The organism is Shewanella hanedai, from assembly GCF_007197645.1.
GTDB lineage: Bacteria > Pseudomonadota > Gammaproteobacteria > Enterobacterales > Shewanellaceae > Shewanella > Shewanella hanedai.
Genome location: NZ_VKGK01000006.1, coordinates 153,354 through 170,682 on the forward strand (window position 1 = coordinate 153,354; position 17,329 = coordinate 170,682).

The 17,329-nt window shown below is 42.1% G+C and carries 12 protein-coding genes; 5 read left to right on the top strand and 7 right to left on the bottom strand.

Translation table 11 applies throughout. From position 1 onward, the window contains the following. Positions 1-268: 268 nt before the first annotated feature. Positions 269-2,278 (bottom strand): ATP-binding response regulator, encoded by a 2,010-nt coding sequence (locus tag FN961_RS07230; protein ID WP_143563877.1) that lies wholly within the window; start codon positions 2,276-2,278, stop codon positions 269-271. A 414-nt stretch (positions 2,279-2,692) separates the two neighbouring features. Further along, on the bottom strand, positions 2,693-3,451 hold the full coding sequence (locus FN961_RS07235) for a tRNA-uridine aminocarboxypropyltransferase (protein ID WP_143563878.1): 759 nt from the start codon (positions 3,449-3,451) through the stop codon (positions 2,693-2,695). 391 nt (positions 3,452-3,842) lie between these two features. Here FN961_RS07235 and emrD point away from each other — a divergent pair, with 391 nt between their 5' ends. Further along, the gene (gene emrD, locus FN961_RS07240) at positions 3,843-5,069 is read left to right on the top strand and encodes a multidrug efflux MFS transporter EmrD (RefSeq protein WP_143563879.1); all 1,227 of its coding nucleotides are present in this window, start codon (positions 3,843-3,845) and stop codon (positions 5,067-5,069) included. Between the two features lie 67 nt (positions 5,070-5,136). Here the strand turns inward: emrD and pssA are convergent, their stop codons facing one another. Beyond that, positions 5,137-6,450 (bottom strand): CDP-diacylglycerol--serine O-phosphatidyltransferase, encoded by a 1,314-nt coding sequence (gene pssA / locus FN961_RS07245; RefSeq protein WP_143563880.1) that lies wholly within the window; start codon positions 6,448-6,450, stop codon positions 5,137-5,139. Between the two features lie 10 nt (positions 6,451-6,460). Continuing rightward, the gene (locus tag FN961_RS07250; RefSeq protein ID WP_143563881.1) at positions 6,461-6,793 is read right to left on the bottom strand and encodes a DUF1904 family protein; all 333 of its coding nucleotides are present in this window, start codon (positions 6,791-6,793) and stop codon (positions 6,461-6,463) included. A 239-nt stretch (positions 6,794-7,032) separates the two neighbouring features. Between FN961_RS07250 and FN961_RS07255 the strand changes: the two genes are divergently transcribed. Continuing rightward, positions 7,033-7,194, top strand: a complete 162-nt coding sequence (locus FN961_RS07255) for a hypothetical protein (protein ID WP_143563882.1) — start codon at positions 7,033-7,035, stop codon at positions 7,192-7,194. 135 nt (positions 7,195-7,329) lie between these two features. Next, positions 7,330-8,793: a D-alanyl-D-alanine carboxypeptidase/D-alanyl-D-alanine endopeptidase gene (gene dacB, locus FN961_RS07260; RefSeq protein WP_143563883.1), complete on the top strand. Its 1,464-nt coding sequence runs from the start codon at positions 7,330-7,332 to the stop codon at positions 8,791-8,793. Between the two features lie 103 nt (positions 8,794-8,896). On the opposite strand, the gene FN961_RS07265 is transcribed toward dacB, so the two are convergent. The 3 genes from FN961_RS07265 to FN961_RS07275 form a co-directional block, all read right to left on the bottom strand. Continuing rightward, on the bottom strand, positions 8,897-10,654 hold the full coding sequence (locus FN961_RS07265) for an acyl-CoA dehydrogenase (RefSeq protein WP_143563884.1): 1,758 nt from the start codon (positions 10,652-10,654) through the stop codon (positions 8,897-8,899). A 127-nt stretch (positions 10,655-10,781) separates the two neighbouring features. After that, positions 10,782-12,353 carry an AMP-binding protein gene (locus FN961_RS07270; protein ID WP_143563885.1) on the bottom strand — a complete coding sequence of 524 codons (1,572 nt, stop codon included), beginning with the start codon at positions 12,351-12,353 and terminating at the stop codon, positions 10,782-10,784. 250 nt (positions 12,354-12,603) lie between these two features. After that, a complete protein-coding gene (locus FN961_RS07275; protein WP_143563886.1) occupies positions 12,604-13,635 on the bottom strand; it encodes an AraC family transcriptional regulator in 1,032 nt (343 codons plus the stop codon). Between the two features lie 452 nt (positions 13,636-14,087). Here FN961_RS07275 and FN961_RS07280 point away from each other — a divergent pair, with 452 nt between their 5' ends. Beyond that, positions 14,088-15,908 (top strand): DUF1302 domain-containing protein, encoded by a 1,821-nt coding sequence (locus FN961_RS07280; RefSeq protein ID WP_143563887.1) that lies wholly within the window; start codon positions 14,088-14,090, stop codon positions 15,906-15,908. A gap of 22 nt (positions 15,909-15,930) precedes the next feature. After that, positions 15,931-17,286 (top strand): DUF1329 domain-containing protein, encoded by a 1,356-nt coding sequence (locus FN961_RS07285; RefSeq protein ID WP_143563888.1) that lies wholly within the window; start codon positions 15,931-15,933, stop codon positions 17,284-17,286. Positions 17,287-17,329 lie beyond the last annotated feature (43 nt).

The following is a 17,329-nucleotide window of genomic DNA, read 5'->3' on the forward strand; positions in this document are numbered from 1 at the left end:
TCGTCGTTTAGAAGGCCCGACAGGGAAACACAAAACAACCAAGCACTCGTCACGAATAATAGTGCCGTCATGGCTAGTTTTAGGTTAGCACTAGCATATTCAGTCATAGGCCGTTCCTCTGAGTTAAGCTAGCGGGTATTGACGAGCGATATTGAATAAATAGCCCCGCTATCTATTCAATATAGGGAAAACGCCTCCATTAAGCAAAAGCTTAATCTAGGCCGTAGTCCCTATTTTATCGGTTTAAATGGTGGCCTGTCGTGGAAAATCAGCTTTTAGCTAACTGCTGAATGAATATCTCCATATTCAGAGGTTTCTGCATGAAGAACACATCAGGGTATTCTTCATGAAATGAGATCTCCTCTTTATCATTCGCTGACAAAATAAAGAATTGCGTTCTTTTTATTTTATCGCTTTTAGTAGAGCGAGCTTGAATCTCCATAAGATCATCGATAAGGGCTAAACCGTTAGACGCTTCAAGCTGATAATCCATTAATACAATTTCAGGTAATGCGTCAGCAAAGTATTGCTTACTCGTTTCTGCATCACTTCGAGTGGTGACATCAAAGCCCTCTTTCTCCAGCATCGCCTTACACACCTCAAGATTAAAGACGTTATCATCGACCAATAATATCCGCTTGAGTTGATGTGGATGACACTCATCCATTTTGACAGAAACAAGCTCAGTTTGGTTATTGGGCTTTAGGCTCGCCTGAGCTGGTCCAGCATTAAGCGAATTATTCAGTATTGTATTTAACGGCATACTGAACTTGTTACTTTCTGTAGTCTGTTCTAGATACTCAATAGGAAAACGTATGATAACTAAGGTGCCCTGACCTGCCCGACTGCGGATCGAAATTTTACCTCCGACTTTCTCAATCACCTGTTTGCACGTATAGAGACCGATCCCTATTCCAGATTTTAGTGTCGAACTGTTGTGCAATTCGGTTGTAAAAGGCTGTGTTATCGCTTTCATAGAGGCCGCTGACATCCCTTTACCAAAATCTCTAATTGCCACTCTCAAGAAAGGACGACTGCGATAATGTTTAAGATCTAGATGGCAATTAACCTGTTTGCCAGTACTGTATTTAAAGGCGTTGTTGATGATATTGGTCACCAATTGATACAGTTTAGTGCTGTCTATATTCACCTTAATCGGTAAAGGCTGATTGATGATGATACTCAAGGTTTTGTCATGGATCTCACTAAACGTAATGTAGTATTCTTCAATGTTTTCAATTAGCTGACGAAGATCGGCTTCTTTATTATCTAAGGTTAAATTATCTGTACTCGCTTTACTAAAGTTCAAGGTATTTTCAGCAACACTATGAAGCAGATTCGCGGACCATATAATTTTATTAATGGTCATCTCACCCTGAGGAACACAGCAGCCAGAGTCTTTAAGCATGCGGCTATAACCCAGAACAGCATTAATAGGAGTCCGTATTTCATGGTTAATGGCCGACAACACGGCTACTTTTGAGTCGGTTTCAATTCGCATCTTGTAGAGCATGTTTCTCTGTTCAACTTTTAGGTACATAAGAACAGAAAAGCCAATCCCGCTTATTGAGAAAAGGAACATGGTTAAGAGCACTTCATTTATCTCTTCCGCAGGAGGTGAATACCAGGTTCTAAGGGTATAACCTTCAGCATTAAACTTAGATCCGTAATAATGTTCTTGGCTATCAAAATAGAACAACGCACGTTGAAGATAGGGTAATTTGGTTTGGCAGTACTGATTGCTGAGCACTTTTCCAGCCACTGTGAATTCGAGGCAGATATCCTGTTCATTATTCAATCTCTCCAACACTTGCGCATGGGAAATCACATACACCATATAACGTAGGTCAGGTTGATCAACAGGGATGATGAAAGAGGAGTAGTTAGGGAGTTTAAAGGTTAACGAGCCAGCGCCGTTAACGATAAACTTACCCTTTTTAATGTCATTTTCAAAAGCGGGATTGGATATAAACGCTAGTTTATTATCAACACCAATCGTGAAAGCGGTTGCCGACGTTATCTTAAGTAACTCTTGTGTAAACTCAGTAAACTCATCATTTGTCACGAGCTTGGACGCATTAAAGAAAGAGTGAATCGATCGAATGATTATTTGGTGCTGTAACAGCATATCGTGGGCTGAGATCTCGGCAGCAGCTGATTTTTTCTCATGAAGCTCACTTAACTCTCTTTGGGAGTGACTCCAGAACAACCAATTAACACAAAAGGTTACCGTCAGACCAACAATGAGATAACACACTGAATAAGGTTTAAACTTCATCAAATATAACCAAAATTTTATTTTTCAAAACCCAAGCCGTTAACATTAACTTATGTTTTATATCAGAATAGCTGGGTGCGAGGCGCTTTGTGACACAATGTAACAGCATATTTCATTATGTCTATATCTAAAAAGGGAGTAAGTGATTTTCATCAACGCACCTTGAATTGAAAAGACAGAGCGTCTCTGAACTGATCTCATAGTTAATGAGATCAGTATCATACCCATTAAAGATTCTTTAGCGGGTTAATTTACGTTTCATAACTTTTCCAAGAAAAAGATCGAGAAGTATGTCAAACAGGAAGGAGCTGATAACACAGCTAGATGCGTTAGCATTATATAATCGCAATAGCGGTACACAGAGACCACGGATTATAAGCCGTAATGCCTGTGTTTTATCGATACAAGCAGAGGTTATTCGTTTCCGTCTTTAGCCAATGTTGATAAGAACTTTTTCTTTAATAACGCTAACGGTGTTAAATCATGGGTACTTTTGCGACTACGGCTGAAAATTGAAGATTCGATAAACAATTCAAACCAAGTATTAAGAGACGCAGCATTATCAGGCTCACCAGATGCGCCTAATGCCAGTGCGGCAACTTCAGCTGTTCCCAGTTGAAAGTCACGACTGCCCTTTCGTAGTCCATATTTAGCCACAGTATCAGGCGTAAACGATAATAGAGGAAGGTGATGCAGATAAGGGCTCTTACGAAACATCCTTATCGCCTCACGCCAACTACCATCGAGTAAAATAAACAGCGGTGTTTTTCCTTCAGGTAACTCAGAGGGTTCAACTTTTGCTAAAACCTCCTGACCATCGCAGGCGTATTCACTGGGAAAAATAACAAAAGGTTGGTATTTAGGATCTTCAATCACTGCCATCATTTTGCGGTTAGCATGAGTTCGTGACCAAATATAGGCGTGTGTGTCAGGGATTAAATCTGCAATTAAACGGCCACTGTTGCTTGGCTTTAATACTTCATCATCATACATCATCAATAAAAAAGCATTATTTGAAGTTAGCTGTCGACGAAATTCACAGGTGCAATATTGCTCAGCTAATAGACAAAGCTCACATCTAATCAATTTTTTCCCCCGCGCACCATAGGGTCTGGTAGAAATGGCTTTACGGTATTGGTAAAGCTTGTGGATCGCATGCTGTTTAACACTCATATATTTACTTTGCGCTTTAAAAAAATTGATGGCAGAACATAGCTCAATTTTAACAGGCGTGGTGAGTTTGGGTAAAGCAGAAGCTTGGAAAAATGAAACCTCAGTAAAAAGACCGAAAAAAGTTATTAATTAAGCAAAGTCGAATTTTAATCAATTTAGCTTAATTTTTGAGATCTCGGTCATAAAAACATGTTACGAGTTGGAGAAAGCAGCAACATGATAAATACAAGACGTAAAAATAGCTTTACGCACTTTACACTAAAGGAAAACTCATGAATAAACTGACTATAAAACCATTACTTTAAAATAGTTACGATTTGTAATTGTATATTAAATGAGTATGATGCGCGCTGCCTACATTAACCCATATTCTTACATTTTCGGAGACACCATGAGCGGCCCTCAGCAGAAGCCAAACCTTAACAGTCAAAACCAAGGTTTCTCTTCACTCATTTTATTAATTGTCATCATGGTAGCCTGTGGACAGATGGCGCAGACTATCTTTGTGCCAGCATTACCGGATATTGCCAACAGTTTCAGTGTTAACCCTGGTCAGCTTCAAGCCATTATGGCTTGTTACCTTCTCTCTTATGGTTTACTTCAGTTTGTCTACGGACCTGCATCAGATAGACTTGGACGTAAACCCGTACTGATTTTTGGTTTATCTCTGTTCGTTGTAGGTGCTGTCATTGCCAGTGTTGCAACCAGTTATCATGCACTTATTGCTGCCACTTTGTTGCAAGGGGCTGGTACAGCCAGCGCTGGCGCACTGTGCCGTAGTATTCCAAGGGATCATTATTTTGGCGAACCCTTGGTTAAATTCAACAGCTTCGTGTCTATGGCTGTGGTGTTCTCTCCACTGATTGCTCCGTTTGCCGGAAGTTTAATGACCCATTATTTCGGCTGGCAATCCGTGTATGAACTCTTAGCAGTATTCGGTTTATGTGTCGTGCTGCTGATCATCTTTAAGTTTAATGAGTCTCTGCCAGCTATTAAGCGTAAACCTGAACCCGTTCTACAGTCTTATCGCTTTGTATTAGCCAATAAAAAATTCAAAAGCTATCTTATCTGCTTAGTCGCGACTTTTGCCGGTATCGCAGCTTTTGAGGCTGTTGCTGGAGTTTTCTATGGCCACGTCCTTAAACTGTCTCCGTTTTGGGTGAGCTGCTATTTTGTAGCCCCAATACCGGGTTATTTAGCGGGAGCTTATTATGCGGGCAGACTCAAGGATAACACTAAGGGTATGTATCACAGTGTCGCTCTACTTGGCGCTGGTGCACTCTTTCTATTGATCCCTGGTTTTTCAAGCTTAGTCATAGGCTGGAGTTTATTGGTGGGATCGGTACTCTTCTTTACTGGTGCAGGCATATTGTTCCCTGTATTAACCTCAGCAGCCCTTGAGCCCTTCCCTACTCATGCTGGAGTTGCGGGCGCTTTGTTAGGTGGATTGCAGAATTTTGGTGCGGGCCTGGCAGCACTCTCTATGTCGCTCGTGCCCATGCATGGTCAGCTAAGCGTTGGCGTTTTGTGTGCCATGATGGTGATTTTGGTAATTCTGGCCTTGAACGCGGCAAAATCTGGTGTCGATCTTGATAAGACAGATGTCGCAGCAATCTAATTTATAAGTGACTTATTCAGACATAAAAAAACCTGCTTACGCAGGTTTTTTTATGTCTGTACTGTTTCTACAGAATTCGTCTAAGCAGGAAGTCTGCTTTGAGGCGACGAATTCGTGTCATAATCTTACGTACAGGCGCTGGATAGCTATGTAAAGTATCGATTTGGCTATAGTGATACAAGCGTTCAGTGTGCTGCAGAATATGTGTCTGTTCAGTTTCGAACTGCTCTTGCCAACACCCCGTTTCATCCTGAAGCAATAAACCATTTTCAAGATCTAACGACCAGGCTCTTGGGTTTAAGTTGCTGCCGGTGATCAAATGTCGCCTGCCATCAGCACTAATGCCTTTGAGGTGGTAGCTATTGATCCCATCTTTCCACAGATGAATGTTCAACTGACCGTTTTCAATGGCCCACTGTTGGCGCTTGGCAAACTTACGTAATGATTGCTCATACATGTAGGGCAAAGCGCCGATGGTTGAAAACTCTTCTTCTGGCGGAATATAGAAATCGTTTGCGGTTTTGTCACCAACGACGATATCAATACGCTTGCCATCACGAAGATGCTTAGCCAGTGAACGCGCTAAGATATAAGGCGGATTGAAGTACGGAGTGCAGATAAACAGTGACTCTTTTGATTGTGCAACCAAGTCGACAACCACTTTATTCAGTTTGTTCTTCTTGCGACCGAGACCCATAACCGGCGTGATTCGATTACCGATACGCGTCTCTTCAAACTGGTAGCTGGCTTTACCCAGCCGAGTTTTCAAGCTGCGTACGTCAGCTTTTTCAGGTAACTGTTCGGATTCTTTGTCTTGAGTCAGTGAGCAAACTGCCACGTCATCGACGAGATACGTTTGGATCATCTGTCGCATCGAGCGCGCAAGTTCAGCAGACTCAATGACATGATAACGATCGAATCGATACTTTTCGTGCTCATGCAGATAGATATTATTGAGACTGGCACCGCTATATATCACAGTGTCATCAATCACAAACCCTTTAAGGTGTAACACTCCCATAAACTCACGGGACTTAACTGGCACACCTAAAATCTCGATTGGGTGTTTAGCCTCTGCGTTAACCTTACGATACATAAGGTAGTTACCACTGTCGCCCTTATGGCCGATTAAACCTCGACGAGCACGATGAAAATCGACGAGGACTTTAACATCCAATGCCGGATTTTGATCTTTAGCGAGCATCAATGCAGCCAGTATTTCACGGCCAGCATCGTCGTCTTCTAAATACAGGGCTGAAATATAGATAGCATGCTTTGCACCTGCGATAGATGTCAGCAATTCAGCCTTAAGGCATTTTGGGGTCAGCAACCAACGAATAGCTTCTGGCTGTAACGGTATTCCACCAAGCTTATCCAGCAAGGATATCTCCTTAAAAATGCGCACCATTGCGGAAGTAAGTACTGGGATCTAATTCGATAAACATTACCGATAGACTTTTAAGTTCCGGATATGCCAAAGTCACAGCCTCACGGATAGTACATTCAACCAATTGGTGCGTATGGGGATCTTTTGGAAACCAAAGCATCTCAACTTGTGTGATACTCAGGTCTGGCATGCCGTCACGATAACTGACACTCGGTACCCAGTCTAATGTAAACCCTTGTTGGTCCACATTACAGATCTGAGCTAGGTCACGGAGTAAGCTGCGACTAAGGTCAATAACAGCTGCTTCTGGCAGCCCACGAAGACGTAGATGAGGCATGTCGATCCCTTTAATGAATCATAAGAGAAAGAAATTACCGATTTACGGCCGTTTCAGCAAGGCTTTTCTGTAAAAATCCAAGCTAACACCTTAAGTTTCGTACTATTTCCGTACAATAACTATTCATAATTATAAAAGTGTATTGATTTGCGGATTATCACGGCTTTTGATCACCGATTTCGTTAAACTAGCCACTATTGAGCTATAAAGGCCTAACTTATAGAGTTGCATCATCAACTATGAACCTGAAAATTTTAATCACTTTGGTATTGACTCTCCTTATCGCTTGGGGAATATTTCATTTTAAAGCTGAGTTGGGCCTGTTCATTTTACCACTATTTATTGGACTGGTTAGCTTTGTGACATTACGTCTGTATCGCCTAATGGAAAAAGATGAATAGAGGCACGACCACATTGAGTAGGGCTTTATCTTTCGCTGTTTAGCGGGTTACTCTTCCCACGTAGCCCCTCGCCCCACGTTATTTCTTGTGCCAATATGCACTACGACATCAACCATCATTTAGAGTCTAACTACTATGTGCGTCATTCGAAGTCTGCCCACCGTCGCCCTGCTTTCATACTTGTTTACATCAGCAGTACTCGCGAATGATTATTTCAGCAATATTCTTGGCAAAATTAAACCACCTCATTCCCATACTGCGCTCTATGCAAAGAACTTAATCACCGGTGAGGTGATCTATGAAGAGAATGCCGACACCTTACTCTTACCCGCGAGTACACAGAAGCTGTTAACTGCAGTGGCCACAACTGCATACCTTGGACCGGACTTTAGGTTTCATACCAGACTCTATTCTCATTTTCCCATTCGCGGCGGTAAAATCCCTGGTGATGTTTACCTCAAGTTCAGTGGCGATCCGACCCTGACCAGTCAGCACATTAGTCTTTTGCTAAAACAGTTGTCAGATCAGGGCTTGAGCCGAATTGAAGGTAACTTCTATTTGGTCGGTAACGGCAACGAGCAACAACAAGCACCGGGTTGGGTATGGGATGACTTGGGGATCTGTTTCGCTGCACCAGTCTCAAGTTTTGTTATCAATCAAAATTGCGTTCACGGTAAGCTCAAAACAAAGCTTGCTAGCGAGACAAGCCAACTTCAATTCTCACCTTATCTACCGATTAAAATCCATAACACTGCCGTTTTCGATAAAAGTAAAACAGTAACGTTTTGCGACTTAGATCTGAAACGTTTGGCCAATAATGAGTTTACGCTCAGTGGTTGCTACCCAGGAAACAAGGGCATTAAGCTCGCCATTGCTATCACAGATCCGGCATTATTTGCCAAAGATACTGTCGAACGGCTAATTAAGAACAGCCAAATTAAAATTTCGGGTGGCATTTTTGTCACTCATTCGCTTGCTCAACATACCAGCTTGATTGGCCTGCACAGTTCTAAAGCCCTCCCAGAACTCTTAGATATCATGTTATTGAAATCTGATAACTTGATTGCTGACAGTTTATTAAAACAGCTTGGCCAAGCCTATTTCAAACAAGCCGGCAGCTTTACCAATGGCAGTAGAGCAATGCGAGAAGTGCTCACTCAAGCGGGTGTTGACTTAGCTCATGCACAAATTGTCGATGGCTCAGGTTTGTCACGCTATAACTTAATCAGTGCAAAACAGCTCAGTCAGGTACTGAACCTCATTTATACTGATCAACGTTTTAAGGGACTGATTGATTCTTTACCGATATCTGGGGTTCGCGGAACGTTAGAATACAAGTCGTATTTCAATAAAAAACCTTTGGTAAACTATATCTATGCTAAAACAGGCTCTATGCAAGGTGTGGACAATTTGGCTGGTTTTATTAAAAAGCCATATTTTGACGATACCTTATTTGTGATCTTAGAAAACGGTCAAAGCCCGCTTGAGAAAAAGCAGCAAATAGCCCCTTTCAGTGCTTTGTTCCTGCAAACAATTCTTGACTATAAACCTGCGCCATTGGCTTCATCGAAAGTCGCAGACAAAACTAAAATACAATAATCTCGTTATCGTTTCGATGAAAAAGGCGAACCTTTCGGTTCGCCTTTTTATGTCTGGAACATTTATGACTATCGCCCATGGATGGGTAACGATAGGCGTTATTTTAAAATAGGTTTTCAGGCATGCTCATTACAGTGCTGTCGCCTTCACGGACCTGTGCTAAATGATATTTGGCTTTAGGTAGCATTTTAGCAATATAGAAATCACTTAAATAGCGCTTCTGGCTAGCAAATTCAGCATCAGGTTCGTTCGATGCTGCATCTGACATTAATAACCAGAAATATCCGTAAAGTATGTGGCCAAATGCATCAAGGAAATCAACGGCACTGGCATTAACAATCGCAGGTTGAGTTGATTTGTTGTCATTGACCATCTTGGCTGCTGCCAACAGTTCATCAAAAAGCACAATGACTTTAGCTTTATGGCTTTCATCTACCTGAGTTAATGAAGTCAGTTTGTCAGTGCATTCAGTCACAAACTCGGTTAACGCAACAAGGTTATCGCCAGTGACTTTGCGGCCAAGGAAGTCAATCGCTTGAATACCGTTGGTACCTTCATAGATCTGAGCGATTCGTGTATCGCGCACTAACTGCTCTATTCCAGTTTCACGTATATAACCATGTCCACCAAACACTTGTTGTGCCGTTATTGCAGCATCAAGGCCTCGGTCACTTAAGAACGCCTTTGAAACCGGCGTTAATAGACCAACATATCGACTTGCTTTAGCTTGTGCGTCACCTTCACCAAATTTAGCAATATCGAGTTGTTGCCCTGTTAATACTGATAAGGCACGACCCGCTTCGGTTAACACTCGAATATTGAGCAACATACGGCGCACATCGCCGTGAACTAAGATAGGATCGCTTGTTGCTCCCGTTGGCGAGCCGCCAGCGGCAACACCTTGCACACGCTCTTTGGCATAATCAGCCGCCATTTGATATGCCGCTTGAGATGTTCCTAAGCCTTGAATACCAATGGCTAAACGCTCATAGTTCATCATAGTGAACATGCACACTAGGCCGCGATTAGGACTGCCTATCAAATAACCTTGTGCGTCATCATAATTCATCACACACGTCGCAGAAGCTTTTAGTCCCATCTTATGCTCAATAGAGCCGACAGTGACTCCGTTGGATTCACCTAAGTTACCTTGGTCATCAACCTTTATCTTCGGTACTAGAAATAGCGATATGCCATTTGAATCTGGCAGTTTAGCCAGTACCAGGTGGATAACATTTTCCGTAAGATCATGATCACCACCAGTGATGAAAATTTTGCTACCACTAATGTTATAACTACCATCATCATTCGGCGTTGCTTTGGTGCGAATGTTACGTAGATCCGATCCCGCTTGAGGCTCAGTCATGTCCATGGCACCAGCCCATTCACCGCAGTACATCATAGGGAGATACTTTTCTTTCAACTCTTCGCTGCCATGGGCGTTGATACACAATGCAGCACCCGCGGTAAGTGAGCCATAGAGCGTAAATGAGTTACAGGCGCTATACGCCATCTCATCGACTAACACACCAAGCATTTTTGGCATTCCCATGCCACCAAACTCTGGATCACCACAGAAACCTACCCAACCACCTTCGGCATACTGGTTATAAACCTCTTTAAACCCATCAGGTGTGATCACCTTAGCATCTTGGTGTACAACACCTTGCTCGTCACCGCTTCGGTTAATAGGATGGATAAGTTCACGACTAATTTTGTCTGCTTCGTCCATGATAGCAATAGCGGTATCGAGATCGACAGTTTCGGCTATTTCAGGTAACGACGCCCATGTTTGAGGTGCGTCAAACACCTTGTCTAATAGGAATTTCATTTCAGCTAACGGAGCTTGGTAAGGATTCATTATTAATTCTCAAACGTAGGATTAAAACAGTTGTTTAAATCTACACCAAATAATAGAGTAAATGAAGGTTTTATTTACCTATTTGGTGACAAAACTGACTTAGAGGCTGTATATACACAGCAATAGCTTATGTTTGTCGTAACTCTCGGCGTAAAATTTTACCCACGGTGGTTTTTGGTAGCGACTCCATAAAGACAATTCGTTTGGGAATTTTATAGGCTGTTAACATTTCACGGCAGTAATCGAGCAAGGTATTAATCTTGATATCTCTATCTAAAACGGTGACATAGGCACACACTCGCTCTCCCGATTTTCCATCCGGTTCACCGACTACCGCGGCTTCATGAACACTCGGATGACTCACTAGTACCTCTTCCACCTCATTGGGATAAACATTAAAGCCCGATACAATGATCATATCCGTCAGGCGATCAACGATTTTAATACAACCATTAGGTCGTATTTCTCCCACATCACCGGATCGGTAGTAGCCATCCTTAGTCATTGCTTTCTCAGTCTCTTCTGGCAACAACCAATATCCTTTCATTATTTGTGGCCCTTTGATCACAATTTGCCCCTGCTCACCAATCGCCACCTCGTTATCTTCACTGTCCCAGATCTCAACCTTAGTCTCCATCAGTGGCCTACCAACGGAGGCTAATTGCTCATTCCCTGGCTCGTTCATGCAGACAACGGGTGAAGCTTCAGTAAGACCATATCCTTCACTCACAGTACAGCCAGTTAACGTTTCCCACGTTTGAGCCGCATGCATTGACAAGGCTGAGCCTCCGGAGAAGGTCATCTTTAGCGAGGTGAAATCTAACTCTTTAAATCCTGGGTGCTGACATAGGCCAACGAAAAGCGTATTGATGCCACTAAAGCCGGTGATCTTATGTTCACCAATGCTTTTTACGAGAGCATCAAGATCCCTCGGGTTGGGAATTAGCAGATTCAAATTGCCTTTGCTAAACAACATGATCATATTCACCACAAAAGCATAGATATGATAAAGCGGTAAAGGGCAAACAAAGATCTCATTTTGCTCGACTAATTTGGCATCGATACGCTCAAGAAACTGACCGACATTACTTAGAATACTTCGATGAGTTAAACAAGCCCCCTTCGAGACTCCGGTTGTACCACCTGTATATTGAATCACACAGGTATCATCTAAATTTTTATGAAATCTAGGCTTAAGTTGGTAAGTTTCTCCAACAGAAATGGCGTCCATCAAGCTCACTCCCCATTCTGGGGTGACATGCTTTTTAGAGATAAGATCCAGAGAGTGAGTCACTACCACAGTTTCAATGTCACTCTCCTCAATCACTTCAGAAAGCTTACCCAGCAGCTCCTGTAAAATAACGATACCTTTTGCGCCTGAATTTGAAAACTGATGCTGCATTTCACGTGGGGTATAAAGCGGATTGGTATTAACAACAACGAGCCCTGCACGTAATGCTGCAAATACAGCGATAGGAAACTGGTTAATATTTGGCAGTTGTATAATGATTCTGTCGCCGACGACAAGGCCTGATTTATGCTGAAACCAAGAAGCCAATGCCCTAGATAAGCGTTCTAATTCGTCAAAAGAGAGTGTTTGTCCAAAGCATTCAAAAGCGGGTGCTTTACCGTACTTCTTCATACTCGACTCTATTAGGTCAGCTAAATCTTCAATCTTACTGTCGAATAACTCGCTCATTCTGTTTCCTTTGTTCAAGACAATTATTGAAATATCTCGTTTACTAATTAAAAATTTATTCGTTATTAATGTTTTTGAATAAACAAGATTAGAGATTCATTAGAAATACCAGTTTGCAAAACAAACGGTGTAATTGATACGCTAAACGCGCCAAATGCTTGTCACCTATTGGTGAGTATGAGAGGGAATAAAAAGATTGAATAGTGGAGTGTAAAATTAACGAATTTTAAGTAGATAGAGACTACCCAGATCATTTCTTTGAAATATATTGCCTACGATACTCACCAGGGGTTGAGTTAGTCCAACGTTTAAAAGCTCGGTTAAAATTACCTACACTCGAGAAGCCAACTAAATAACCGATTTCACTCAAACTTAAATGAGCTTGCTTAATATAATCTAAGGTAAGAGATTTACGGGTGTCTTCTAAAATAGTTTTATAGCAAGTGTCCTGCTCCTGTAGCTTTCTCTGTAAATTACGTAGACTCATTCCCAGCTTTTCGGCTATTTCTTGCTGTGAAGGAGCTCCCAAAGGCAGTATTTCATAGATTTTATTCTTAATCACATACGTTAAGTCGTGCCTGTCTATACGGCTTAAAAAGTCAGTTAGCATTTTTTCGTGTATGCCGTTTATCATGGGATTGGCTACAGTCAGATACTTCTCAGCATGCACTTTTTCAAAAAACAGGTAAGAGTCACCATCTGAGAATTCGACATCACAATTAAAAAAGGTGCTTAAATACTCGCTATAATCTGCTGGCTTGTCATAGCCAATGATCAACTTTTGCGGATGAAAGTTTATGCCTAAAAGTTCTCTGGTAAATTTGACTACGATAGCCATGAATGTCTCAGTCGCCGCACGGCTAAGCACTTTTCGACCTGTGGTATCAAAAGTACTGACCATCATTTTCAACACTAAGCTTTCGTTTGTTTCACTCAGTTCAAGAGTGCAAGCATTTGATACAACACGCTTATAGGTAACGATTCGAGCCAAAGCATCCTTTAAGGTACTCGATGTCATCATGGCGTAACCTAATGCATGAAACATTCCCGGATGAAAACACTCTCCGACCTGAATAGAAAAATCCCCGGTACCTCTTAACTTGTTACAGTAATCTAAAAGTTCAACAAACCTTTGTGTGCCGATTCTGGCCTCAGGATCTTTCACGGAATTAGGATCGATTCCACACTGTATGAATGCTTCATCAGTCTCGATTCCACAGACATCCATCGCTCTGGTAAAAGGAATTATCCATCCGCTTAGTGTTGAGTAGTACTCTGCCAAAATCAGCCTTCTTTAATTATTTTTAATGGGCTTAGATACTTATTTGTACCGATTGGTATGACTCAAAAAGATAACAATAAGAGACACTTTACATCTCTGGTGCATTGACCTCTCTTAGATTATAGACACTAGCCACACTACCGAGTGCTCTTGATTGAAATCAGTTCCTCATCCTGTACTACTATCCCCCATGGATGACGTCATCGAACCAAGATGCCACACACCACAAATAACTACAACTCGATAACATTTGAGCTGAAAAAGTGACAAATCAACTTGAAAGTAGATAGATACAATGACTTATCGACGAATATTAAAAATATTCCCTCGCTGTCTCTTTGATAAAATCAAACAGCTGTATGAATTGATAACAGTTTGGCGCGGATTGATATTTTATTTAAATTTTAAACTCGTATGTTGTTACAGGTGATAATAATAACAAGGTAATTAACATGAAATTTAAAAAATCTGTATTTTTCATATTGACCAGTATGTTATGCAGTTCGGCTAATTCTGCTGATTTCTATTTTGGTGAAAACAATGACACTGCGCTGCAAATTAACTCTCAGCTTTCATTAGGTGCTAGTTGGCGAATGTCTGAAGCTGACCCCGCTTTTATTGGCAAACAAAACGGGGGAACCGGTGCGACAATGACCACCGATGATGGCAATTTAAACTTTGATCAATATGATGCGTTTTCACAAATAATTAAAGGGTCAAACGAGTTTCTACTCACCCATAATAATTTTGGTGCATTTGTCAGGGTAAAATATTGGTTTGATAATGAATTAAAAAACGGTGATAGGCCTCATGGTAATTCTCCGAACGGTTATATTCCCAATACTCCCCTTAATGATGATAATGCTGCTGATTACGCAAAATTTTCTGGTATAGCGCTGCTTGATGCATATGCATTCCTGCAAACTGATATAGGTGAAATGCCACTTGATCTTCGACTTGGTCGCCAAGTGATCAGTTGGGGAGAAAGTACGTTTATTCAAGGCGGAATTAGTTCAGTAAACCCCTTTGATGTGAGCGCTTTTCGTCGTCCAGGTGCGCTACTTAAAGAAGCATATCTCCCCGTTGGAATGTTTTACGCTGCACTAGGTGTGACAGAATCAGTCTCGTTAGAGGCTTTTTATCAATTTGAATGGGAAAAAACTCAGATTGATGGTTGCGGTACCCTCTTCTCAAGCGCTGACTTTGTTGCTGATGGATGTAATGCCGTCACCATCAGTGTGAATGATAAAGCCGCACTTGATGGTGGTTTCTTTGCAAAACGACGAGATGATGTTGAACCTGATGATGGCGGCCAGTATGGTTTATCGCTTAAATACTACTCAGAAGCCCTGAATGATACAGAATTCGGGCTCTATTATCTCAATATCCATTCACGCGTACCTATGATCAATGCTGTACGCAGCGCAACATCCAACATTCCCGGCGTAACAAGTGTCTTTGTACCGAGTTCGCTCGATCCAACAGGGGGAGCGATTTCTGCTTTAAACCCTGCTTATCAAATAGAATATCCTGAAGATCTACAGTTCTATGGAGTGAGTTTTGCGACCAATGTTAAGGGTGTCGCTTTATCAGGGGAGATCTCTTACAAACCTGACACTCCTGTGCAGATAAATGGTGCAGAGATCCTTAATGGCGTGCTGAGTGAATCACCTATTTTCCGCTACACACCAAGAGTGTTAGCAGCTGAAAAAGGTGGAGTGGTAAAAGGCTATGATGAATACGACGTGACTCAAGTGCAGTTAACAGCGATACAGTTCATCGAGCAATTCATGGGCGCCTCAAGATTAAGTTTAATTGGTGAGATCGGGTATGTTCACACTGATGGCGTTGAAGACTCAAACCAAAGATATGGCAGAAATACGGTATTTGGTCTCGCTAATTTCGATTTAGGTGGTGGCGTTAACTGTACCAATTTAGTCGCTGCTGGCGCCATTGGTTCTGACTGTCAAGATTCAGGCTTCACAACAGAGAATGCGTGGGGATATCGTCTTAATGCAGTGTGGGAGTATCCTGATTTAGTTGCTGGTATCTCTTTCAAGCCCACGATTTCTTGGTCACATGATGTTGAAGGTAACTCACCGAGCCCTGGAAGCCAATTTAATGAAGGAAGCCGTGCTATTGGCGTTGCAATAGAGGGCTCCTATCTTCAAAAGTACGCCACCACATTGAGTTACAAATCCTTTTTTGGTGGCGGTCATAACATCTTACAAGATAAAGACTTCTTAGCGCTTAGCGTTGACATTTCATATTAATTTTGCGTAAAGGAGTAAGACGATGAAATACCACAATTTAATGTTAGTCTCATTAGCCATAATGAGTCTTAATGCGACGGCTAAAGTGTCACCTGAAGAGGCCAGTAAAATAGGCGATCAACTCACCCCTTTAGGGGCTGAGAAGGCAGGTAATGAGTCCGGCACTATTCCAGCATGGACGGGTGGCCTCAACAGTAACAACACAGCCAAGAGCGGTGACACAGGCCGACCCAATAACCCTTTTGCTGATGAAAAGCCGTTATTTACCATCACAGCAAAGAATTTAGCGGATTATAAAGATAATCTCACGCCTGGTCAGTTAGCCATGTTCACTAAATTCCCTGACTATACGATGCCTGTTTATAAAACACATCGCAGTGTTGCCTATCCGGAGTCTGTCTATCCTCTGATCAAAAATAATGCAGTAAACACAACACTGGTAGAGAGTGGCTATGGCTTGTCTGACTTTGACACAACCATTCCCTTCCCTATCCCTAACAGTGGTTTAGAAGTTGTTTGGAACCACATCACACGCTTTAGAGGTGGTTCAGCCGTCCGTGTTGCAACCGCTATCCCAGTTCAAGCTGGCGGTGCTTTTGTCCCAGTTAAAATTACTGACAGACTCGTGTGGCCAGAATACTTAGAGGGCGGTCGAGATGCAGATAAAGACGATAATGTGTTGTTCTACTATCTACAAAGCATCACGGCTCCAGCGAGACTCACGGGCACAGCGTTGCTGATCCATGAAACCATAGACCAATATAAGGAAGCGAGACGTGCTTGGGTGTATAACTCTGGTCAACGTAGAGTAAGACGTGCCCCTAATGTGGCGTATGACGGACCCGGAGCTGGAACTGATGGCCTAAGAACCACTGATAATTACGACATGTATAACGGCTCACCTGATAGATACGAATGGACGCTAAAAGGCAAAAAAGAGATCTATATTCCTTATAATGCGTATCCGTTACTCAATCCCGATCTAGAGTATGATGAAATCATCGGCGCAGGGCATCTTAACCCAGAGCATTTGCGTTATGAATTGCACCGTGTATGGGAGGTGGAAGCGAATGTGAAATCTGATTCACGCCATATCTACTCTAAACGAACCCTATTTATCGATGAAGATTCTTGGGGTGCTTCGGTGATTGACCATTACGATAATCGTGGTCAGTTATGGAAAATGTCAGAAGCGCATAACATTCAATTTTACGATGTAGATACACCTTGGATGGTGGCTGAGACATTACATGATTTAGATTCTGGTCGTTACCTGGTGACAGGACTGAGTAACGAAGAGCCTAAATTTATGGAATGGGGTGGAAAAGCCACTCGTCAAGACTTTACCTCTGCTGCATTAAGACGTGCTGGCCGCTAGGAACAGCCATTCCTTCAAGTCTAGACACGCATAAAAAAAGGGA

Excerpts from the sequence above, each read along its gene's own strand:
- FN961_RS07265 (WP_143563884.1), bottom strand. The coding sequence starts at position 10,654 with ATGAATCCTTACCAAGCTCCGTTAGCTGAAATGAAATTCCTATTAGAC.
- FN961_RS07285 (WP_143563888.1), top strand. The coding sequence starts at position 15,931 with ATGAAATACCACAATTTAATGTTAGTCTCATTAGCCATAATGAGTCTT.
- FN961_RS07255 (WP_143563882.1), top strand. The coding sequence starts at position 7,033 with ATGAACCTGAAAATTTTAATCACTTTGGTATTGACTCTCCTTATCGCT.
- FN961_RS07235 (WP_143563878.1), bottom strand. The coding sequence starts at position 3,451 with ATGAGTGTTAAACAGCATGCGATCCACAAGCTTTACCAATACCGTAAA.
- FN961_RS07270 (WP_143563885.1), bottom strand. The coding sequence starts at position 12,353 with ATGAGCGAGTTATTCGACAGTAAGATTGAAGATTTAGCTGACCTAATA.
- FN961_RS07250 (WP_143563881.1), bottom strand. The coding sequence starts at position 6,793 with ATGCCTCATCTACGTCTTCGTGGGCTGCCAGAAGCAGCTGTTATTGAC.
- FN961_RS07280 (WP_143563887.1), top strand. The coding sequence starts at position 14,088 with ATGAAATTTAAAAAATCTGTATTTTTCATATTGACCAGTATGTTATGC.
- emrD (WP_143563879.1), top strand. The coding sequence starts at position 3,843 with ATGAGCGGCCCTCAGCAGAAGCCAAACCTTAACAGTCAAAACCAAGGT.
- dacB (WP_143563883.1), top strand. The coding sequence starts at position 7,330 with ATGTGCGTCATTCGAAGTCTGCCCACCGTCGCCCTGCTTTCATACTTG.
- FN961_RS07230 (WP_143563877.1), bottom strand. The coding sequence starts at position 2,278 with ATGAAGTTTAAACCTTATTCAGTGTGTTATCTCATTGTTGGTCTGACG.